Source organism: Pristimantibacillus sp. Z349TD_6, assembly GCF_056173205.1.
The window spans coordinates 5,226,113-5,247,256 of record NZ_CM149662.1; the positions used below are offsets into that span (position 1 = coordinate 5,226,113).

Genomic DNA, 21,144 nt, shown 5'->3' on the forward strand with positions numbered 1-21,144 from the left:
CTAAACATTTTTATTTATTATGGCCTATTGGCCGCCAAACTACTTCGCGAAATAGTTAGGTTGCCTACCTATTAGACAATGATACAATAACTTTAGTACTAAAACAACTGTCAATTCATTGTCGTGCTGGATACACTTAAATAAGATTAAATCGTTTAAAAACACAAAAAAAACAGGTCAAGAAATACTTGACCTGTTTTCCTGTCATCTATATTAATCGCCTAGCGGAAACCAGCCTGGCGTATGAACAATTGCCTGCCAGAGCGGGGTAGGAACGACCAATCGATCTTGATCATCCTTGCTGAGCGTTGTTTTTATTTCCGATTCGCGGCCTTCTTGCACCTTCTCGACCCAATCCGGTTCAACAATAATTTCGCGGCCAATCGCAACAAGCGGAATGCCGATATCTAATGCCTTTACAGCATCTTCTGGGGTATGAATGGACCCAACGCCAATAATCGGTATTAAGTGACCTACACGATCTTTAATCCATTGCATACGCGTTTTCGTTTCTTCAGCGCCTCGTTTAGGCAATGACCAGAAATCCATTAACGAAACATGAAGATAATCGAGCTCTTTGTTGGTAAGCTCATCTAGAAGCCTAAATGTATCCGACATGGTAATACCAGGCGTAGTCGCCTCCTCAGGGGAGAAGCGATAACCAACTAGGAAAGGTTTTTTCGCATAGGCAGCAACCACTCGCTTCACTTCATCAACGACGGCTAATGGGAAACGCAATCTGTTCTCAATATTGCCTCCCCAACGATCCTCACGTACATTGGAATGCGGAGAGAAAAATTGTTGGACAAGATAACCGTTTGCGCCATGAATTTCAACACCGTCGAACCCTGCCTCAATTGCTCTTCTAGTCGTTTCTCCAAAGTCGCGAATAATTGATTCAATTTCCTCATCTAATAACGCTCTAGGTGTAACCCCAGCGTTCTGCTCCGAAGCTACAGCGCTCGCACTTACCACATCACCATTTGGCACGAGGTTAATTGGGCATTCTCTGCCGCCATGAAAAATTTGAAGCACCGCTTTGGCGCCCTTTTCTTTAATTGTTGCTGCCAAGCGCTGTAGACTCGGAATCATGTCATCGCTGTCGCTTGCAAATTCGCCGTGAAATCCTTTTCCGTTTGGTGAAACGTAAACACAAGCTGTAATGACTAGGCCTACTCCACCCGATCTGCGGCTATAATAGCTCAGCTCCGTCTCCGATACCGTTCCGTCTTCGTTTGCTGAGAAATTAGTCATTGGTGCCATAACAATCCGGTTTTTTAACTCAACACCGTTTTTAAAGGTCATTTGTTCAAACAATGGCAAATAAGTTGATTTCATTTATTTCATCTCTCCCGTTATCCTCTGTTTATCTAACTAACTGTAACTTTTTTGTATACTGTAATATTATTTCATACAGTTAGAGATGTCAAGCAGCAAAAAAAGCATCCCAAACCATAAGGCTTAGACATGCTTTTTCTACTCTTCCCCATTAGTCTTGCTTATATAAATACTCGACTTCACTTCTATTGATGTATAGATTCCAAAATTGTTCTGCAATTTCATCTGGATCATAGAAGCTTCCTTTGGCAACAAAACCAGCAATCGTTACGGTACCAACATAAATGCCATGCGGTTGTAGTTCTTGTGAAAGTGAGAAAGCAAGAGAGCGAATGCCCGCTTTACCGATCGACAATGAGGACAATTCAGCGGCAGGTGCCAGCGCCAATCCGCCGCCAGTAAACAGTATTGCTCCATTCTTATGCTTAATCATATGAGGAATGACTTGATTCGCGCTCGTTAACGCCCCAACAACATTTACTTTAAACTCCTCAAGCAGCTGCGTTTCAGTTAAATGTGTAGGTGTAGCCTTAGATATGACAGCCGCATTATAAACCAGAACATCAGGGGAACCATAAAGCTGCTTAATTTGTTCAAATGTAGAAGTTAATGATGATGAATCGGCTGCATCAGCTTTAATACTATAAGCTTCAATCTTGCTATTATTGAGCTCCTTCGTATAGGTTTCCAGAGCATTCGTGTTCCTCGCTGCAAGCACAACACGAAATCCTTCGTTACCGAACTTCCTTGCAACACCCGCACTTACACCTGGTCCAGCGCCAACAATTACGACTAAAGGTTTGCTCATCTCGCTCTCTCCTTCTAGTTAAATTATATAATTTCCAGTTTATTGCACTTGTAGGTAGAGTCAAATTTTATCATTTTTCGCATCATTCCTCTAATTCAAATATTTTATATCCTTAATACGAAATCGCTCTGTTGTTTCAAAACAAATAGCTCCCATATTCAACTACACTGCAGAACTCACTGTGTGTAATTGATTATAGAGAGCTTCGTTTATTTTACGATTGACTTCTAAGCGGTTGTTGAAGATGATTTGGTCTTCTCAAGCTTTGTCTGCAAAGCTGCTTGATCACGTGATGGTCTGAATAGCAAATAATACAAGCCAACAATGATTGCAGCCAAGATTGCTAAGGAAAAGAAAATATTGCTATATAGGTATGCCCCGTTATGAATGGCAAATGGGTTAAAATGGACTGCCGTTTGCTTCAAATCCAGCATCTTGCCGATAATGCTCGTTGTCATTGCTCCCGAAATAAAGTTAAGCAAGGACATGAGCCCCATCCCTACTCCAATTTGCTCCTTGGCAAGCGTTCTTGATATCGTGTTGGACATCGCAATTTGCATAAAGGTTTGACCTATATTGCCGAATATTAACAAAAACACGATTAGATATGGCGATAATCCAACAAACATTGATAACAAAATAAAACAAGTAAAGCTTAATGAAATCGCAAGGTATACTAAAAAAGAGTTGCCTTTCTCATCTGCAAGCCTGCCCCCGCGACGCCCCATCAAAGCAGAAGTAATAGCTGCAGGAAACATGACAAAGCCGATAATCGCAGGGGACAACTGGTTAAGACCCGCCAAAAACTGTGGGGTTACAAAAGGCATGCTAAAGCTTAACGATGTAGCTAGAAAGGTCATGATTAAGCCAAACGTATATTTCTTATTGCTGAACAGCTTGGGCTGGATAAACGGCTCAGACGCTGTTCGAATGCGCACAATAAATAAAACAAGCGTTACAGCACCGCCTAGAGCAATAAACCAACTTCCAACTGAAATGGACATCAGTAATAATGCGACGGATCCTCCAAGCAGAATGCCGCCCAAATAGTCAATTTTTTGAGCTTTTCCTCTGTCGTTGTCCAAATATTTTCTAAAGAACGGAAGTGCAATCAGCGGAATGACTGATATTAAAAATAAAAATCTCCAATTGATGAAACTTGTAACGATTCCGGCAACAATGGGCGCGAGTGCGGTTCCAAGAGCAAGACCCGCCGCAACCGTACCTAACGCCCTGCCACGCTTCTCAGGAGAGAAATAACGTACAGGGACAATCATCGCAGTAGCTGGGATAACGGCTGCCCCGCTTGCTTGCAGCACCCTCCCAAGCACGATCATCCAATATTCAGAAGCGAGCAAACCTACAATCGATCCAAGTGCAAAAATAATTAATCCGAAGGTCAATAGATCCTTTAACCGGTATTTGTCCGCGAGCTTTCCGTATGTAACGGAGCCTACTGCAAAAACGATCATATAACCCGTAATCAGCCAGCTCACCTGTGAGGCGGTAATGCCAAATTCCTTGCTGATGACAGGCATAACAACATTAAACATTGAAGCATTCATAATGGAGAAGACTAATGTAAAAGCTAATATAGGCAGCAGCTTTTCGCCTATTTTTTGTTTATCTGCAACTTCCATATCCCGTTACGTCCTTTCCTGTTTTAGAATGCATGTAGTTTGAATTCAAACTATATGTCCGAATATAACGAGCGTATCGCTTATTCATACGCTTTAATGATTTTTCTGAGTAAAACATGTAGAAGTGCCGCTTCTTCCTTGGTTAGCAAATGGTCCGATTTCTCTTTCGCTTGTGCAACAGCACTTGAAGCTTTCAAGGACATTTCTACCCCTTGCTCGGTTAAATAAATTCTTTTCATTCTTGCATCCGAGTCATGCGCACGCCTTACAACCCAGCCTCTCTTCACCATCCCGTTAATTAAGCTGGTTACACTCGATTTGTCTATAAATAGCAGCTTCTCCAAGTCGGCATTCATCACGCCTGGTTTCATGGCGAGCAAATGAAGCGACTGTGATTGCTGAGGAGTGAGGCCGAGCGGCCTGAGCGAAGTTTCAATCTCACGCCGAATATTCGTAAATGCCAGCTTTATAAGCAATGTACTGCTGTCCTCTTGCTCCCATGGAAAACGAGTAATGTGATTGTCTTCTCCCATTCAGAGCACCGCCTAAACTAGTTTGAATTCAAACTAATAATAAGGATGTAAGATTGCTTTGTCAACGAAAATTAACTGGACTGCGCTCGTTAATCTCCTTTTTCTAGTCTATAACTTCAATTCTCTTGTTTCATTTCATATAAAAGAGGTTATAAACAATAGAATTAACTGCATATAATCAAATAGCTTGTTTCACATTACAAGGAGGATTCAATCATGGACTATATTATTAACAAAACATTTAAAAACGTGGATGTATACTTTGACGGCTCTCATTATATTGGCTGCTCATTTATAGACTGCACGATTCATATAACATCACTGCGTTTTAACTATGATCGCTGCACGTTCTCTGGTTCAAAATTCAAACTCAGCCCTAAAATGCTAATGCTGAGAAACGTTTATTCATTATTGCCTTCATCTATAACTGGATAAACGAATGTACAAGCCTAAACCTAATGTCCAGCTTCAGGGAAACTAAAGTTTAAAAACTTTAATGCCTCTGAGCGCTGGGCATTTTCTTTTCCCCCTTTAAAAAAGATATTCCATCGCGTTCACATTTCGGTTTAATTTCCTAATTGAGGAAACATTAATGAGTAAGTAGGCTATACTTTATGTGTCCCAGATGGCAAAATAATGAATAGTAAGGGACAAACCATACATAAGGGGAATATTAATGAAATGGATTCGCGAAATAGCTTACAAGCTGCATCTAATTAAGCTTGTATCCATCCTATACCGTACAAGAGTACTGCGTTATCTATTGCCAGTTGCCATTATCGCCTTTGTATACTTCGAAGGAAAAAAACAGTTCCGTGAGATCCACTGGGGAAGAATGATCCATGAGTTTCATCACATGCACCCCTTCACGATTTTTCTTCTGCTCAGCTTCTCCATGCTCGCTGTCTCTGTCATGAGTACTTATGACTTGTTGATTCGCAAGCATTTTCATTTAAAGATTGGAATTTGGGATACGATTCGTTATGGATGGATTGCAAACACCTCTAACAATTTGATTGGTTTTGCGGGTCTTACAGGTGCAGGCCTGCGATCAATTCTATATCGAAATCGAGAGGTTCCCATCGGCAGTATTGCTGCTTCTGTTGCCTTTCTTTCGACGATAACGTTCACAGGACTATCGCTGCTAGCATGGCTGTGTATTATCGGCATTTTCCCTGTTCAAGCATTGCTGGATGCTCATCCATGGCTCACCTATGCGATGTGGGCAATTGCACTGTATTTACCGCTATTCGTACTGCTTCAAAGAACCTCGCTTTTCTCCAAATGGATTAATCGGAATCGAGGACAATTGACTTGGCGCATTATGACCGCTTCTGTTGGTTCATCCTTTTTGGAATGGTTTTTTGCTGGGATGACCTTCTGGCTTATTGGAGCAACATTTATTCCTGAACTTACATTTACAAACGCGCTTGGAATTTATACGTTAGCAGCAATAGCCGGCATTATAAGCATGGCGCCTGGCGGTATCGGTGGATTTGATTTAACGGCTATATTAGGCTTACAGCTGCTCGGCTTTCCACCTGATAAATGCGCGGTCATCCTTGTTCTGTTTAGAATTCTGTATTATTTTGTACCATGGTTAATTGGCCTTATGATGGCCGCATTCGAGTTTCCTATGAACCGGAAACGAACGGAGCAGTCTGATAGCGGCATTATGGATCGAGCATTAAATATTTGGCAAAGCGTATGGCGCTGGCCGGGACAATTTGCGTTTATCGGCGAGGTTGGGGCATGGTCACTCGGTAAGCTTGTATTTGCGAGTGGGGTCATATTGCTGCTGTCCGCGGCGACACCGGCTTTACTTTACAGGATACATTTCACGGAAGAACTGGTTTCGTTTCAAATTATGAGGCTGTCCCATCAATTAAGCATCATCATCGGCATTATGCTGATCATGCTGTCTCGCGGCATTTCACTTCGTGTGAAGCGAGCCTATTATTGGACACTCTTCCTGCTTTGTGCCGGTTCCTTCTTCGCACTTGCCAAAGCGTTTGATTACGAGGAAGCTATATTTCTTCTCATTGTCGCTTTGCTGTTATGGATTTCAAGACATCGATTTTATCGTTTGGCTATACCCGTAGGAATTTATAATGTGTTAGGCTGGGGATTTATTACACTCTTAATCACCTATGGCTATTACCTCATCGCATCCCATTCGTATCCGGCATTTCTCAAACATCTGCCAAGAAAGGCTCACACCACTTGGCTGATAGATCCAAGCCAGCATACGATAGCTGCGATATTTGGTCTCTTGGTTGCTTGGCTCTTCCTATCCTTGCTTTATATGTTTCGTCCTAAGCCGCTCGCCGTTTTAGAAACAGCCGAGGATGAACAGTTGAAATTAAAAGCTTTTCTTGAAAAGGAACAAGGAAATTTATTGACGCATATGCTCTTTACCGGTGACAAGAGCTTCTTCTGGGCGATGAATGATCAAGTGTTAATACCCTATGCGAAAATTCGAAATAAACTTGTTGTGCTTGGTGATCCTTTAGGCCCCAAAAGCATGATTAGTGAAGCGATACAACAGTTTCAGCAATTTGCCGATCAATTTGCGGTAGAGGTTGTATTTTATCAGACGACACCTGACTATTTACCGTTCTATCACGAAAACGGCTATCGCTTTTTTAAACTGGGTGAGGAAGCATTGGTTCATCTGGACAATTTCACGCTTGTCGGAAAACAAAATGCCAGTCTTCGGGCAGTTAAAAACCGCTTCGAACGTGAAAATTTTCAATTTGAAATCGTACATCCGCCTCATGATAAGCAGTTGTTAAAGAAACTGTCGTTCATCTCTGACCAATGGCTGGATGGAAAACATGAGAAGGGTTATTCTCTCGGATGGTTTGATGAAGATTATTTGCAGCTCGCGCCCATTGCGCTATTAAAAAATTCAGATGATCAAATTATTGCTTTCGCTTCTTTGACACCTGCCTATGATGATACGACCTTATCTGTAGATTTAATGCGCTATTTAAAATCCACCCCAAATGGAACGATGGATCAGTTGTTCATTTGCCTTATGGAGTGGGCAAAAACAGAAGGGTATGCGCAGTTTAATTTAGGGATGGCTCCACTTTCGAGTGTAGGCCAGAGCCAAAACGCAATAAAAGAAGAGAAGCTGGCACGCATTCTGTTCGAGTATGGCGGAAGCTGGTATGGCTTTGTTGGACTCCGGCGATACAAAGACAAGTTCTCACCACATTGGGAGCCGCGCTATTTGGCGTATCCTTCGACAGTATCATTACCGCTATTGCTAGTCGAGCTGGTACGGTTAATCTCACGGCATCCAAACAAAAACAAATAAAGCAAAGCCCATGGAATCCCATGGGCTTTGCTTTATTTATAGAACAAGCTCTAATTAATGCTGCCTACAAGCTTCATAACGGCGTCTCGCGTTAATTTGTTACCGCCAACTGCAATGAGGTTAATGGTTGCATGTGCCAGCGTAAGCGGAATTTTGCAAAACTCTAGCGCAGGACCGCCTTTTAAATCAGATATATACGAATCCGCCAACTTCAGGTTGCGGCGCGTGTACTTAATCATTTCTTTCTGTCCCCAGCCTTCAGGGAAAAAGTCTACGCCACGTTCAAGATCCTCTGTGCGATTACGCAGAATGTTTACGGCTTGTAAGCCTCTTCCGAAAGCAACTGCTTTGATTCGGTCTGATTTCGTGCCATCGTGCCAGAACCATATGTCAGACAACATTTCCCCCACCATACCTGCAACACTATAAGTATAATTATCCAGATCCTCTTCCGTTCGGATATCCCAGCCTTCATGAACCCAATCAGCCATCTGCTTGGCCATTGTCGCTGTATGGTTATAAACGACATTCGTAACCGTCGGAGGACATAAAAGCGCCCATTCATGAATTCTCATCGTAACTTCCGGCAGTGTTTCTGCATAAGGAGAAAGGAGTTTTTGCGATTCATTAATCACATCATCGGAACTAAACGCATCATGAATGCCAAGCAATAATTCTGCTTTCACCTCATCTGCTAGCGTTTCATGATCCTCAATTTCATCAATTGCTCTCATACACAAATAAGCGGATGCAACTGCATCCTTTAAACCTGACTTCAACCTGCTGATGGGAATATAAAAAGTACGACTTGTTTGCTTTAACATGATCATCGCATCATTCAAAATAAAAACTCCTTCATTATGGCAGCTTTACTTTTAACTTGTTTTAATCGTTAATAATATAATACCATACATGGATTTAGATGTGCACCGCAACTGTGATTTCCTGCGTTTATCCTTCTTTATTTAGGAAGAACCTGTAATCGTATCCTTAATATCGGAGGCTTTTGGCATAATTATTCAGTTAGGATGACACGTTTCCCTCTCCTTTCATTTAAACGCAGCCTTACTTCCTGAAACGATACCCTTAATAAAACACAAAATCCCGAATGTTAAACTCATCCTATTGAGTGTTTAACTTTCGGGCTGCAAAAAAGATGAGCTGTGAAACAGCAGTTTATTTATAATAAGTGGCTTCTTATATTCTTACTTTAAAAATAACATTTTCAGCTGATAACCTATTAAGAAGAACGTTTCTCTTAAAAGAAAAGGAAGCTTAGTACCCAAACTCTTGTAGGCTGACGTCTGAGTTGGTGAAGAGTAAGCATCCATCCCTAAGTGTCTAGTCATAACAAGAGCACGCTTCATATGCAAAGGATCGCTGACGATGGTAAAGGTATTGATTTGTTGTTGTCGTGCTAACGCATGAGAATTAGCTAAATTTTGTTCCGTGATTTTTGAATGCTCTTCAAGAACAATATTCTCCCCCGGCACCTTATACTGCATAACATATCGTTTTGATACTTCTGCTTCAGACAAGGAATCTCCCTTACCTGTGCCTCCAGTAACGATTATTTTCTTTATGTATCCATTGTTATAAAGCCAAATGGCATGATTTAATCTGTTCTTTAGAACGGTCGACGGTTTATCGTCCCAGACTGCTGCCCCAAGCACAATTGCGGCATCTGTGTGAATGAGTTCATTCACCTTTGCAAACGAAATAATGCTCCATACTGCATAGAGAATATAAACAAAACATAAAAGCACAGCAATTGCTGTGCCTTGTATAAGTCTCCTTCTCACTGCTGTACCCTCCTAACATGGCATATAGGTTTATAGGTCACCTTTATGGCCGAATATATTTTCTCCGAAACTCTCGAGGTGATTTCTCATACTTTTTTTTAAACGCTCGTTCAAAGTTAGGCAATGTATTAAAGCCCGCGGCATAACATACTTCCGTTATCGGCAAGATTGAACTGCTGAGCAATGCAGAGGCAAACTGAAGCCTTTTTCCTTGTAGATGCTCTTGAAATGATGTACCTGTATGCTTTTTGAAGCATTCGCTAAAATAATTCGCTGAAATTCCAGCATATCTCGCTATTTCATCTAATGAAAGCGGCTCTCGAAAATGGTGTTGTATATAGATGATCGACTTTCTAATGGAAGAAGGGATTGTGCTGATGGCTACATAGTCGTCAAGCAAGCGCTGATGCCCGTTATTTCTATAGAGATGGATGAGTATTCTCTCGAAACTTCCCTGCACCAGCATGCTGCTGCCTAGCTGCCACATCTGTGATTCATTCCAAATCCGAGTAAATTCCATTTCAATTTCACTAGCACTCTCGTCATGAAAAGTATGCAAATGGAGCGATACCTGTTCAAATAACATTTCTGTCAGCTCTGGGCGGATAAATGATTCATCAAAAATAAGATTAAACAAATGAATCGTTTGTCCTTCATCTGGGATGATCTCATGGAAATCTGCCGTTGTCAGCAGAAAAGTCATTCCTTTCTCTAAAGGAAATGGCTCTCCGTTTATAACATGAGTTCCTGTGCCAGACACAACAAAGCCCATTTCAAAAAAATCATGCCAATGGGCAGTAATTTTGTTATCGATCACATGTTTGAAAATCTTATAGGGGGATGACAAGGTCAAAAAGTTTTTACCAAGCAATCTCTCAGGTGTTAATTCATACTTCATGACGATTTCCCCCTATCAGACTTTTATTGGTCAAACCATTCGGCATATTTGGCAGCCATATAATCGGTCATCCATTGATTCACTTCTATTAAATCAACAATAGGCTTATTGGTAAAGGGCACCGTCGGCATATAATTCGGTGGACCGAACTCTGCTGTAAATGTTGTCCAAGTTCTTTCCTGCGCAGCTTGTTTCATAAAAATCCGCTGCCACCAGCCTGTAAATAAAGCAAGCTCCGATGCGTATTCAGGTGCGCCAGGATGTGGAACTTGAGGTCCCTGCGGAAATCCGACACGGCCATGAACATGTATGCTGCGATCAATAGCAAGAGCAAGCTCATCCGAATGATTATCCAGATGCGACTCACATACGTTCACCCAATGGCTGAAGTCTGCAGTGATGCGCAAGTCAGGAAAACGCTTCAGCAATCTTGCAGTTGTCCAGGGTGTAAACATCGCTCGGCTGCGATGGGTTTCATGCCCGACCTGCAGACCAGACCTTTGCTCAATTGTAAGTGCTCCTTCAAAAAAACGATCCTGCTCAGCTTCTGACATGCTATCTCTAGCGCTTTGCGAGTTAATAAACAGCGGATTAAAATCCGTTGCTCGCATGACTTGTTTCTCGAAGCTATCGAGATGGTCATCATGTGTACTTACCTGCGCGATGAAGGCCAGCTTATTTGTTTCCAATGCCGCTTTAAAGGACTTTTCTTCAGAGGCAGGCGGCAGCGGCGCTTCTATTCCAAAATAACCTGCTTCTGCTGCATATGTCAAAAGCTCCTCATAGCTTCCCTGCATTCCCCACAACGCTTTTATTCGTCTCAATTCCAATACCTGTCCCCCCTTTTGTTAAGCCTATTATACATTGACAAAAGGATTGCCGGCTAAATCTTTTCCACGCGCTAGCCAGATTTTATGACCACGGTTCTTTTCAGTATAGACTTGCGCATCCGTTGAGAAATAACGCATCGTATAACCACAGCGGCGGAATTCACTTTTGTTAGGAGCTGCACCATGTATGATGCGAGAATCATGCACAGAGCACTCGCCTGGCTCAAGCTCGAAATAAACGGCCTTTGACTCATCCTTATTGCGAATTTCCGTATCGAAAATATTGTCATTGCCATCTACCTGCTCGTACTCTGAGAAACCATTGTTATGCGTTCCCGGAATGACGCGCATACAGCCATTTTCCTTAGAGCTGCGGTCAATAGCCAGCCATACGGTCACAATGTTATCAAATCGGCTAAGTCGTCCGTTCCAATACGCGGAGTCTTCATGCCATGGCGTTTGCTTGCCAATAAGCGGCTCTTTGCAGATGAAATGACTAGACCACAAGCCAATGTTAGGACCAATTAAAGGCTCTACCAGATCAAGCACTTCATCGCTTAATAGAAACTTAAGTAGTCGCTCATCACGGAAATGCGGGGTATCGAGCTCGCTGTTCAGCTTCCGGCCTACAAGCTCCCATTGCTCCTCAAAAATATTAGTCAGCTCCGTCATCTTATCTGCGCTAAACAACTGCTTCTTATGCAGCGCGTAACCATTTTCCTTATAAAATTGCACTTCTTGCTCCGTCAATGTAGATATCGTCATCCATATCGCCTCCAATAAAAGTGGTGTACTGCTATGAAATGATCATAACGGAGCAGGAGCAAACTTACTTCTTATCCCATCGGCAAAAGTATGCATATCTTCTGATCCAACTGCTCGCTTATCCAGAAATTAAATTTAATATGCAAAGAGCCGCATCCTAATGGACGCGGCTTATTCGTTGTTTATCCTGCAATATTTGGAATGCATTCTTGAACAATAAGATTCCTTTTCCTTGCTGGAATCCTTATATGGACAGTTGTTCCAATACCAATACGACTGAATATGGAAACCCCATATTCTGAACCATAGTGAAGCTTGATTCTCTGATCGATATTTCGAATCCCATATCCAATATTTCCTTTATCTAGCCCGCTGAATATTTCATCAATTCGCTCCTGCGGCATTCCGAACCCGTCATCGATTATCTTATAATGCACCGTGTTTTCTTCCATATAGGTAACAATCCGAATATGAATGCGATCTCCGCTCCATGCGTGCTTAAGCGTATTTTCAATGAAAGGCTGCAAAATAAGCTTCACCGTCTCAAAAGGCCATATATTCTCATCAATCTCGAATAATACTTCCAGACGTTTCCCGTACTTCACCTTCTGTATGCTTACATATGCGTTTGCCTGCTCCATCTCCGCTGCGATTGGGATCATCGTACGGCCTGAATTGAGTGTAAGCCTATAAAACTTCGCGAGCTCCAACACCATTTTTTGCAGTTTTTCATTTTCCCCGAATTTTGCAAGCTGGTTGATCGATGAAAGGGTATTGTATAAAAAATGCGGATTGATCTGAAGCTGCAGCATTTCCAGCTCAGCCTCTTTTTTCTGAAGCTGCGTCAAATATACCTTATTAATTAATGCCTCTACATCCTCGCCCATTCCGTTTAACGCCGTTGCAATTTGAGAGAATTCATCCTTCCCTCTGTAGGCAATTCGCTTATGCAAATCCCCCTCGCGGAAAGCATTCAACACCGATACAAATTTCAAAATTCGTTTGGAGAAATAACGTGAAATAAAGACACCCGCAAACGTTAACAAAACAAAGCTTAGTACGCAGATGAAAATAATAAATGCCCGCACCTTCGCAGCTTCCTGTTCAATAATGGTAAGTGGAACTTGCGCCACTAATGTCCAATTCTGATTGAGCAATTTCTCTTCTATTCTTAAATATTCTTGCTTATCGCTATTTTCATTTGTCGATACATTTTTGTTTATTTTCGAAACTGGTCTGGTTGAGCCTTCCGGTAGCTGCCCAGAGGAAAAAATAACGTATCCCGTAGAATCCACGACAGACAGCTTGCTGCCGTCGCCAAGCTTCGAGAAGTCAACGCTATTAAACAGCTCCTTCATCTGAACGCTAAACCGCATAATAGCCAGCTCTTCAACTTCCAATGGATTATCGGTGTCGACGATACGTCGTATCATTGAAATACGATGATCTCGTACATCCTCTTCAACCTGTTTCCACTCCATAGTCACGCCGTATTCTTCTTTTGGAATGGATTTGTACCATAACTTATCCTGAATGCGGCTCATATGATAAATATCATAGGTTTGCTCTTTGGATTCATCGTTATCGGAAGCATTGTCTTTCTTCCATCTATTCTCATAAATTTGGTTCACCGTTTTATTATGAAAGTAGACAGACAACCTTAAATTCATCCCAATAGATTTCGAGGCGCTTTCCAGCTTTGGGCTAATGATCTGATTCATTCGATTTAAATTGGCAATGCCTATTTCATCAACTCGAATGCTCTGAACCAGATTATAATCATCATAGAGCGTAGACGATATTCGTACGATATCATCTAGTTTATACTTCACGTTGTCGCGCATTTGCTCCATCGTTCCTTCAATATTCATACGCGTCTGCTTACGCATGGAAGAGTCATACATCGAATGTGACACATAGAAATTGACAACGACCAAAATAACGATAAAAATCATATAGGACAGCATAAGCTTGTATCCGATCGGCATATATCCGAGTCTCTTTCTATTCTCCCGGACTATTTTCATCTAAAGCTCCCCCATTAATGATCAATTCTCTCTCTTCCGATATTCCATAGGCGTCATGCCAAACTTCTCCTTAAATTGTCGGCTGAAATAGGGAAGATAACGATAACCAACCTGATCGGCAACTTCATAAATTTTTATCCCGGGTTGATTGAGCAGTTCACATGCTTTCTCCATACGCAAATGCACGAGCAGTTCATTGAAGGTATGACCTGACTTTTCTTTTATTAAAAACCCCATATAGCTAGGCGAGAAAGAAAACTGCAGCGCCATATCTTTAAGCGTGATATTCTCACTCATCCTCTCCTTAATTGACTTCGTGACGCTGCGTATAAACTTGCTGTCTTTCATAACATTTTTCTTCTGCAGGCGTTCAGAAATTTCATATAAAAGCTTTACAAGCCAAGATCGTATATCGTTAATCGTTTCGAATTGCATTAAAACTTCGAGATGGTGAATATCAATGCCTAGCAGTTCAAATAAATCCTCATTCATTTCACTTAAATATTGATCCAGCTTCCATATAATATAGCTGGTCATATGATGAACAGTAAATCTGGAGCGAAGACTAGAAGCCGATGCAAACAAGTTCTCGAATTCGTCGTAAATCCGAACAAGCTCATATCCTTCCATGGCCTTTAATAGTGCTTTCATTCGTGTATCCAGAATCCGAGCGTCCAGCATGCCTGGTTCCGCTCTGACCTCTTCATATTTGATGATATCCCCTTTTCCAAGAAACATTTTGCCTTCAACAGCTTCTATCGCTTGTCGGTAGGATACTTGCAGCTGTTCTATCGAATGAACCGCTTCACCGAGGCCGGTTGTTATCGATACCGTTAGATGCTGCGAAAGCGCATCGCATAACGTTTTGACGGTTTGACCAATAGCTTTGTCTTCCAGTAATATAGCAATGCGTTGAGATGACAGCTTGCAGTATGGAAGCATCCCTATCTTTTGAATTGTTTCATGTACAATTTGAAGAGAGTTGCGCGACCATTCTCTCTGTGAAGATGCGTTCTCGGTTTGTCTCAACGACTGATTATCCAGTTCCATAATCGCAACACGGACTGGCCAGTTCAATTGATCGAAGCCGTAGTGTAAAATCAGCTTGGACATGGAAACGCCCTCTGTCGTTTCCAATCCTTCCAACACATGAATCAAAAAGTCGCTTTTGGCAATCGGAATCATTTGTTGATAGGCTTCTTCCACTTCACGCTGCTTGTTCTCCTCATCAAGATCCTGCTTCACCTTTAACAAAGACGACACCAATTCATTGTCATCCATTGGCTTTAGTACATAATTGTAAGCCTTTAAAGATAACGCCTGCTGTACATAGCTGAACTCCTGATAGCCGCTAACGAATATAATACGCATATTAGGCTTGCGTTCGAGTGCAATTCGGGCAAGCTCAAGTCCTGACATATAAGGCATATTAACATCGCTGACTAATATATCGATGGGCTGCTCATCTATGATTTCGCATGCTGATAATGCATTATTTACGCTGCCCTTCACTTCCATTCCAAGCTCAGACCAAGGAATAAACCGTTTCATTCCTTCCAGATCGAGTTCTTCGTCATCGACTAACAATACCTTATACATAAGAGCAGCTCCTTCAAGTTAACAAATTTACGTTACTCTTGATTTAAAACTTTTAAGTTTTCTTGCCACTTCGACGTAATAAAATCTAAATAATCTTGAAAACCTGATTCCATCGAATCCTTATGCGCTAAATCCAAAATCTCTAATACCTCTTCATCCGTTTGCCCGTACATCGCATATGAGCGCGCGCTTAACCATATTTCTTTCACCCGGGCAAAGATTCTGCCTTCGTCAGAATTTGGAGTCGGTTGCAAATTGATAAACGGTGTTGCATCCCCTTGAGATTCCCAAGTTACCTTTTGCTGCCAGTATGTAGACCAGTTTCGCTTGTCCTCAGGCAATGTTTTTTCATAATCGCTTTTGGTTTGATCGAGATATACCGTGTTGCCAACCCAAATCAACTCGCCAGAGATTGCTTGTATTTCACTCAGCCCATCCGGGTCTGATGTGTATTTGCTCGTAAATTTTGGCGTTATTCCATCTTCTTTGAAGCCATCCCAGTACCCGTTTGGCCCCGGCGGGCCCCACATCTGAACAGCAGAACCTTCTGGCCCTGTCATCCAATCCAGCATAGCGAATATCGCTTCTGGATTTTTTGCGCTTGTCGTTATCGTAGAGACATTCCAGCCAAGCACATTGTATGTGCCAGGATAAATCTTGTTCGGATCCAATCCTTCCTTATAAATAGGATCGATAAAGATATAACCGTCCTCCGGATTTTTCCTTACAAGCTCAGCATTTGCCAACATCACTTGACGCATAGGGTCCGCACTGGCATAAACCGCCACTTTGCCGCTCATAAGCTTCTCACTTACCTGATCATCCGTTTGGGTCCAAGCATCCGAGGTAATTAGCCCCTCACGCACAAGCTTTGCTACAAATAATGCCGACTCGCGAAATCCTTCGTCTTTATAAATCGATGTCATCTTATCTCCGCTCGTTACTGCGTAGTAGCGAGTAAAGCTATAATTATCTTCCTTGAAAGCGGAAAATAATTGATCAATGCCTTGCCCCTCACTCGCAATTCCTGTTTCAAAAGGTACGACGTCAGGGTATTTGGCTTTTACTTTATTGAGATAATCATAAAGCTCATTTGTCGTAGATAGCTTAGGGGAACCTAATTCCCGATATATTCGTTTATTAACGACATAACCTGCGTTGCCGTACGGTTTATTAGTGTAATAATTTGGAAAATAATAAATATGACCATCTGGTGCTCGAAGCAAATCTAAAATTTTAGTGCCTGCCCATTTTTTTAAATTTGGATATTTATCTATATAGTTATCGAGCGGTACGAGTAAGCCCGCTTCACGCAAACGTTCCAGATCATAACCGCGATCACCCCAAATGATATCCGGCAGCTGCTTGCTGGCAATCATCTTTCGAAGCTTCTGCTTTCCGTTTCCTTCTACGTCGATTCCTTTGATGTGAATGTTAAGATTATCCTTAATCCACTTCGAAGAGGGATCTGCGCCCCACTGCGGCATCGAATAATAACTGTAGTGACCATAAAAAGAAATATCAAGCCTTTCTTTGCCTAGTTCATAGAGCTGATCGGGAGGTAGATTTAATTGTATATCTTCCGTTGTTCCCTCTTCAGTTGTTGGAACTGGTTTACTGTCTACTCCACTGCAGGCGACAAGCATACTAACAATGAAATAGACCAACATGAACCGCAGGAACCTCTCTTTCTTCGCGTACACTGACCAAGCACCCCTTATATGAGCAGCATTTTTTGAAAAATCTCCCTTTAATAATATCAAAATAAATGCAAGCTATATATATAAAAGTTAAGTATAACCAAAAATACAGAGATATCCCAAGTGATCCAAATGGATCCCTTGGGATGATCTCTTTCACAATTAAACCTTATTATTCTCCAAGAATAGTTCTGTTAGCATGCCATCTTTCAGTACGCCATTCTAGCAGCTCTTTGTATTTATACGAATTAGCTTTCTTCTCAGCTGCATCTAGAATACGATCAACATCTGCATCACTCTTAGCTGTAGTTGATTCTGCTAGAGTCTCAAGAGTAAGATCGACAATTTGTTGTCTGGTATCACCGTATGGAGAATCCGGCTCAATATTAATGTTGGTAAGCGCTGTTGTATCATTAGATGACGGCCAAGTAATATCTCTCTGCCAACGTGCTGCCCAGTTTTGTTTTTCTAATGGCAGTGAATTAACGTATTTCAATTTTGCTGGGTCGATATACGATACGTTTCCTACGATGTGAACAACATCGTTTGCAGCTTGAATTGCTGTTACTTCCTCTTCATTGTAGTTTTCAGTGAAGATTGGTTGTTCATTTTCATCGAAACCTTTCCAGTTGCCGCCCTCAGGTCCGAAGAATGAGATTGTCATGCCTTCAGGTCCTGTCATCCAATCAAGTGCTGCGAAGATTTTTTCTGGATCTTTTGCATGTTTAGTAATCGTCACAACGTTCCAACCAAGTGCATCGTAACCACCTGCAAAGATTTTGTTCTTATCAAGTCCAGCTTTGCGAACTGGCCAAATCATGAAATAACCAGCATTTGGATCTGCCTTTCTAAGCTCAGAATCTCCGCGTGAAGCAAACGTAGTAACGCCTGATCCTGCATAAACAGCTACTTTACCGGTTACGATTTTTTCCGCAACGACATCTCTTGTTTGTGTCCACCAATCTTGTGCGATTAGCTTCTCACGGTACAATTTTGCAAGGTATTTTTGAGACTCACGGAAAGAAGGAGCTGTAAAGAATGAAACGAGATTATCGTCTTTGATCACACCCTGTACATCACTGCTTAATGATTTGTAAAGGTTGTTTTCTCCAAATCCTGCGTAAACAACGCCTTGTCCTTGAATTTCAGAACCACGATCCAGTTCCAATGGAATCATATCCGTGTATTTCTCTTTTACTAATTTTAGGTATGCGTACAAATCATCAAATGTTTCAAGTGCTGGCGATCCAAGCTCAGCATACACTTTTTTGTTCACTACATAACCAGCTGTACTAGTTGGTTTATCTGTGTACCAGTTAGGGAATTTGTACAGCTTGCCATCCGCGGAACGAAGAAGTTCCATGGACTTAGGATTAAGATATTTCTTCAAATTTGGATACTTATCAAGATAAGGATCAAGCGCTACGAGCTGATCATTTGCAATAAGTCTTTCAATATCCGGATTGTAACGATCACCATAAATAACATCTGGCATTTGACTAGAGTCAGCCATAAAGGTCTGCATCAGCTGTGCAGAGTTCCCTTTTGCGTGAATCGGTTTGATCGTTACTTGTTTATTTTCTTTCAAGTATTTCCAAAAAGGGTTTGCATCCATGGTGTCAGGAAAATCTTGCCAGCTGTAGTGCGTATAAGCTGAGAATTCAATAGGGCTAGAACCAAATACCCATGCTTGATCTGCTGGAGCGTCTGTAGCCTCACTCCCTTTATTTGTGTTCGTTGCTGAATCTGTTGCTGCTGGTTTTGGATCATTGCCCCCCGAATTGCTGCATCCTGCAAGTACAGTTACCAGTAGAAATACCGCAGAGACTACCATTAACAGCGGCTTTTTCATTTTCTTCATGCTGATTTTACCCCTCTCATGATTAATATATATGTCCAAAGCGACATTCGCCTTAAACCGCTGGTCAACAAGCTATTCTTTTAGAGATCCAACCATAACACCCTTCATGAAAAATCTTTGAAGAAAAGGATATACAGCGATAATGGGAAGTGACACAATCATAATCATTGCGCTAATAAGAGATTTGGAGGTAAGGGCTTTCGATGCCATTTTCTCACTAGCAATGCTGTCATTTCCGATCGCATCCGTTAGAACATTAGAGTTCAGTACTTTCCGCAATATCGTTTGAATAGGCAGCAAATCTTGATTAGAAACATAGATCGATGGCGCAAACCAATCATTCCAATGGGCAATGGCTGTAAACAAACCAAGCGTGGCGATAACTGGCATTGACAGCGGAAGCGCCATTTTGAAAAATATGCCCCAGTTGCTGCAGCCGTCAATTTGAGCCGACTCTTCCAGTCCCACAGGCAAGCTCTTGAAGAAGGTTCGGAAAACGATCATATTCCATACACTGATTAGACCGGGAATAATGTAAACAAGGAAACTGTTCATCAAACCGAGTGATTTAATCAATAGAAAGGTTGGAATCAACCCGCCGCCGAAGTACATCGTAAAGATGAAATAAAAGGAATAATAGCCACGACCCATTAAATAGTTTTTGGACATGCCATACGCGAGCAATGCAGTCAAAAAAGTTGCTGATATGGTTCCAATGATCGTTCGGCTAAAGGAAATGTAAAATGCATTTAAAATTTTGTCATCTTGAAAAACAATTTCATAGTTTGCAAATGTAAACATCCTTGGCCAAAATGTAATGCCGCCTTTGGCAGTATCTGTTCCTTCATTCAACGAAACAACGAGTGTATTCCAGAACGGATACAATGCGGAGAAAGCTAACAAAATGAGGAACACATATATGCATACAACCATAGCTCGGTCGTTATAGCTCAAACGCTTGAAAGTCAATTGGTTTCGCCCCCAGTTATGAAGTAATGTTCTACCATAAGCCGTTGCCGGACCTACGGGCTAGGTAGTTAGCCGCCGTCAAGAGCAATACGCTAATCACTGCTCTAAATAAACCAACTGCAACACCGTAAGAAAATTTCCCATTCTGCAGGCCGACCCGATATACATAAGTATCAATAACATCCGACACCGGTCTTAGAATTGGATTCTGGGCAAGGATCAAAATATCTTCAAAACCAGCACTCAATAAATTCCCCATTGCTAGAATCATAAAGATGATAATAACCGGCATAATCGTTGGTATCGTTATGAGATAAATTTGCTTAAACTTGCTGGCTCCATCAATATCTGCCGCTTCATACAAATGCGGATCTACACCTGCGATTGCAGCAAGGTAAATAATCGAGCCAAAGCCGATTTCCTTCCATACCGTGGTCGAAACCAGTATGCCCCAGAAGTATTCCTTTAGGGACAGGAAGTTGACCGGTTCATCTATCGCTCCAACACCTTCGAGCAGCATATTGACACTGCCGTTTTCAGTTGAAAGCAACGCCATAACCATACCGCCTACAATAACCCATGACATGAAGTACGGTAGATATGTAATTGTTTGTACGACTCTCTTAAACATCATATGCCTTACTTCATTCAGCATTAGCGCCAATATAATCGGTGCTGGAAAACCTATTAATAGCTTTAAAAGGCTTATCATAAGTGTATTTCTCATGACCGTAGCGATATCAGGTGCAGTAAGGAACGCTTCAAAATGTTTAAAGCCCACCCAAGGGTTATCGAATATTCTCGATCCCGTAAAAAGGTTGTAATCCATAAACGCCGTCAATACACCATACATAGGTATATAGGCAAATACGAATATCAGCAAAATACCCGGCCACACCATCAATTGCACATCCATTTGCTTCATCAGACGGTTGAAAAAGGTTTTTTTTCTCGGGCTGTTCTCCGGCGGAGTCGCTGTGTACTTTACCTTCGTTGTTGCTTGCGACATGCTCATCCTCCCATAATAAAATGATATAATTTTTGCAAAT

17 protein-coding genes are annotated in these 21,144 nt (G+C 41.7%); 2 read left to right on the forward strand and 15 right to left on the reverse strand.

Annotation, left to right across the window (positions count from 1 at the left end; translation table 11 throughout):
- Positions 1-213: 213 nt before the first annotated feature.
- The 4 genes from AC0VYE_RS22985 to AC0VYE_RS23000 all read right to left on the reverse strand — a co-directional run bounded on the left by AC0VYE_RS22985 (position 214) and on the right by AC0VYE_RS23000 (position 4,319).
- Positions 214-1,338 (reverse strand): NADH-dependent flavin oxidoreductase, encoded by a 1,125-nt coding sequence (locus AC0VYE_RS22985; RefSeq protein WP_475442980.1) that lies wholly within the window; start codon positions 1,336-1,338, stop codon positions 214-216.
- 151 nt (positions 1,339-1,489) lie between these two features.
- A complete protein-coding gene (locus AC0VYE_RS22990) occupies positions 1,490-2,146 on the reverse strand; it encodes an SDR family NAD(P)-dependent oxidoreductase (RefSeq protein WP_475442981.1) in 657 nt (218 codons plus the stop codon).
- A gap of 227 nt (positions 2,147-2,373) precedes the next feature.
- A complete protein-coding gene (locus tag AC0VYE_RS22995; RefSeq protein ID WP_475442982.1) occupies positions 2,374-3,786 on the reverse strand; it encodes an MFS transporter in 1,413 nt (470 codons plus the stop codon).
- A gap of 80 nt (positions 3,787-3,866) precedes the next feature.
- Positions 3,867-4,319 (reverse strand): MarR family winged helix-turn-helix transcriptional regulator, encoded by a 453-nt coding sequence (locus AC0VYE_RS23000; protein WP_475442983.1) that lies wholly within the window; start codon positions 4,317-4,319, stop codon positions 3,867-3,869.
- A gap of 216 nt (positions 4,320-4,535) precedes the next feature.
- Here AC0VYE_RS23000 and AC0VYE_RS23005 point away from each other — a divergent pair, with 216 nt between their 5' ends.
- Together AC0VYE_RS23005 and mprF are read left to right on the forward strand one after the other, a co-directional pair.
- A complete protein-coding gene (locus AC0VYE_RS23005; RefSeq protein WP_076270907.1) occupies positions 4,536-4,754 on the forward strand; it encodes a hypothetical protein in 219 nt (72 codons plus the stop codon).
- 241 nt (positions 4,755-4,995) lie between these two features.
- Positions 4,996-7,644, forward strand: a complete 2,649-nt coding sequence (mprF, locus tag AC0VYE_RS23010) for a bifunctional lysylphosphatidylglycerol flippase/synthetase MprF (RefSeq protein ID WP_475442984.1) — start codon at positions 4,996-4,998, stop codon at positions 7,642-7,644.
- A gap of 50 nt (positions 7,645-7,694) precedes the next feature.
- Here mprF and AC0VYE_RS23015 read toward each other — a convergent pair whose 3' ends face one another.
- From AC0VYE_RS23015 to AC0VYE_RS23065, 11 genes are all read right to left on the reverse strand, one after another.
- Positions 7,695-8,474: a squalene/phytoene synthase family protein gene (locus tag AC0VYE_RS23015; protein ID WP_076270964.1), complete on the reverse strand. Its 780-nt coding sequence runs from the start codon at positions 8,472-8,474 to the stop codon at positions 7,695-7,697.
- Positions 8,475-8,849: 375 nt separating this feature from the next.
- On the reverse strand, positions 8,850-9,446 hold the full coding sequence (locus AC0VYE_RS23020; protein WP_475442985.1) for a YdcF family protein: 597 nt from the start codon (positions 9,444-9,446) through the stop codon (positions 8,850-8,852).
- Between the two features lie 43 nt (positions 9,447-9,489).
- Positions 9,490-10,344, reverse strand: a complete 855-nt coding sequence (locus AC0VYE_RS23025; protein WP_076270910.1) for a helix-turn-helix transcriptional regulator — start codon at positions 10,342-10,344, stop codon at positions 9,490-9,492.
- Between the two features lie 23 nt (positions 10,345-10,367).
- Positions 10,368-11,174: a sugar phosphate isomerase/epimerase family protein gene (locus tag AC0VYE_RS23030; RefSeq protein WP_076270911.1), complete on the reverse strand. Its 807-nt coding sequence runs from the start codon at positions 11,172-11,174 to the stop codon at positions 10,368-10,370.
- 27 nt (positions 11,175-11,201) lie between these two features.
- Complete coding sequence (locus AC0VYE_RS23035; RefSeq protein WP_441962313.1) at positions 11,202-11,939, reverse strand: phytanoyl-CoA dioxygenase family protein; 738 nt, start codon at positions 11,937-11,939, stop codon at positions 11,202-11,204.
- A gap of 182 nt (positions 11,940-12,121) precedes the next feature.
- Positions 12,122-13,966 (reverse strand): cache domain-containing sensor histidine kinase, encoded by a 1,845-nt coding sequence (locus AC0VYE_RS23040; protein ID WP_475442986.1) that lies wholly within the window; start codon positions 13,964-13,966, stop codon positions 12,122-12,124.
- A gap of 21 nt (positions 13,967-13,987) precedes the next feature.
- Complete coding sequence (locus AC0VYE_RS23045) at positions 13,988-15,565, reverse strand: response regulator (RefSeq protein WP_475442987.1); 1,578 nt, start codon at positions 15,563-15,565, stop codon at positions 13,988-13,990.
- A 32-nt stretch (positions 15,566-15,597) separates the two neighbouring features.
- Complete coding sequence (locus AC0VYE_RS23050; protein ID WP_475449696.1) at positions 15,598-17,235, reverse strand: extracellular solute-binding protein; 1,638 nt, start codon at positions 17,233-17,235, stop codon at positions 15,598-15,600.
- Positions 17,236-17,437: 202 nt separating this feature from the next.
- A complete protein-coding gene (locus AC0VYE_RS23055) occupies positions 17,438-19,126 on the reverse strand; it encodes a type 2 periplasmic-binding domain-containing protein (protein WP_475442988.1) in 1,689 nt (562 codons plus the stop codon).
- Positions 19,127-19,198: 72 nt separating this feature from the next.
- On the reverse strand, positions 19,199-20,059 hold the full coding sequence (locus AC0VYE_RS23060; RefSeq protein ID WP_076270966.1) for a carbohydrate ABC transporter permease: 861 nt from the start codon (positions 20,057-20,059) through the stop codon (positions 19,199-19,201).
- A gap of 67 nt (positions 20,060-20,126) precedes the next feature.
- Positions 20,127-21,104, reverse strand: a complete 978-nt coding sequence (locus AC0VYE_RS23065; protein WP_475442989.1) for an ABC transporter permease — start codon at positions 21,102-21,104, stop codon at positions 20,127-20,129.
- Positions 21,105-21,144 lie beyond the last annotated feature (40 nt).

What these genes read in the sequence shown, in the direction of transcription:
- AC0VYE_RS22985 (WP_475442980.1), bottom strand. Translation starts at nt 1,338, where the DNA reads ATGAAATCAACTTATTTGCCATTGTTTGAACAAATGACCTTTAAAAAC.
- AC0VYE_RS22990 (WP_475442981.1), bottom strand. Translation starts at nt 2,146, where the DNA reads ATGAGCAAACCTTTAGTCGTAATTGTTGGCGCTGGACCAGGTGTAAGT.
- AC0VYE_RS22995 (WP_475442982.1), bottom strand. Translation starts at nt 3,786, where the DNA reads ATGGAAGTTGCAGATAAACAAAAAATAGGCGAAAAGCTGCTGCCTATA.
- AC0VYE_RS23000 (WP_475442983.1), bottom strand. Translation starts at nt 4,319, where the DNA reads ATGGGAGAAGACAATCACATTACTCGTTTTCCATGGGAGCAAGAGGAC.
- AC0VYE_RS23005 (WP_076270907.1), top strand. Translation starts at nt 4,536, where the DNA reads ATGGACTATATTATTAACAAAACATTTAAAAACGTGGATGTATACTTT.
- mprF (WP_475442984.1), top strand. Translation starts at nt 4,996, where the DNA reads ATGAAATGGATTCGCGAAATAGCTTACAAGCTGCATCTAATTAAGCTT.
- AC0VYE_RS23015 (WP_076270964.1), bottom strand. Translation starts at nt 8,474, where the DNA reads ATGATCATGTTAAAGCAAACAAGTCGTACTTTTTATATTCCCATCAGC.
- AC0VYE_RS23025 (WP_076270910.1), bottom strand. Translation starts at nt 10,344, where the DNA reads ATGAAGTATGAATTAACACCTGAGAGATTGCTTGGTAAAAACTTTTTG.
- AC0VYE_RS23035 (WP_441962313.1), bottom strand. Translation starts at nt 11,939, where the DNA reads ATGACGATATCTACATTGACGGAGCAAGAAGTGCAATTTTATAAGGAA.
- AC0VYE_RS23040 (WP_475442986.1), bottom strand. Translation starts at nt 13,966, where the DNA reads ATGAAAATAGTCCGGGAGAATAGAAAGAGACTCGGATATATGCCGATC.
- AC0VYE_RS23045 (WP_475442987.1), bottom strand. Translation starts at nt 15,565, where the DNA reads ATGTATAAGGTATTGTTAGTCGATGACGAAGAACTCGATCTGGAAGGA.
- AC0VYE_RS23050 (WP_475449696.1), bottom strand. Translation starts at nt 17,235, where the DNA reads ATGTTGGTCTATTTCATTGTTAGTATGCTTGTCGCCTGCAGTGGAGTA.
- AC0VYE_RS23055 (WP_475442988.1), bottom strand. Translation starts at nt 19,126, where the DNA reads ATGAAGAAAATGAAAAAGCCGCTGTTAATGGTAGTCTCTGCGGTATTT.
- AC0VYE_RS23060 (WP_076270966.1), bottom strand. Translation starts at nt 20,059, where the DNA reads ATGGTTGTATGCATATATGTGTTCCTCATTTTGTTAGCTTTCTCCGCA.
- AC0VYE_RS23065 (WP_475442989.1), bottom strand. Translation starts at nt 21,104, where the DNA reads ATGTCGCAAGCAACAACGAAGGTAAAGTACACAGCGACTCCGCCGGAG.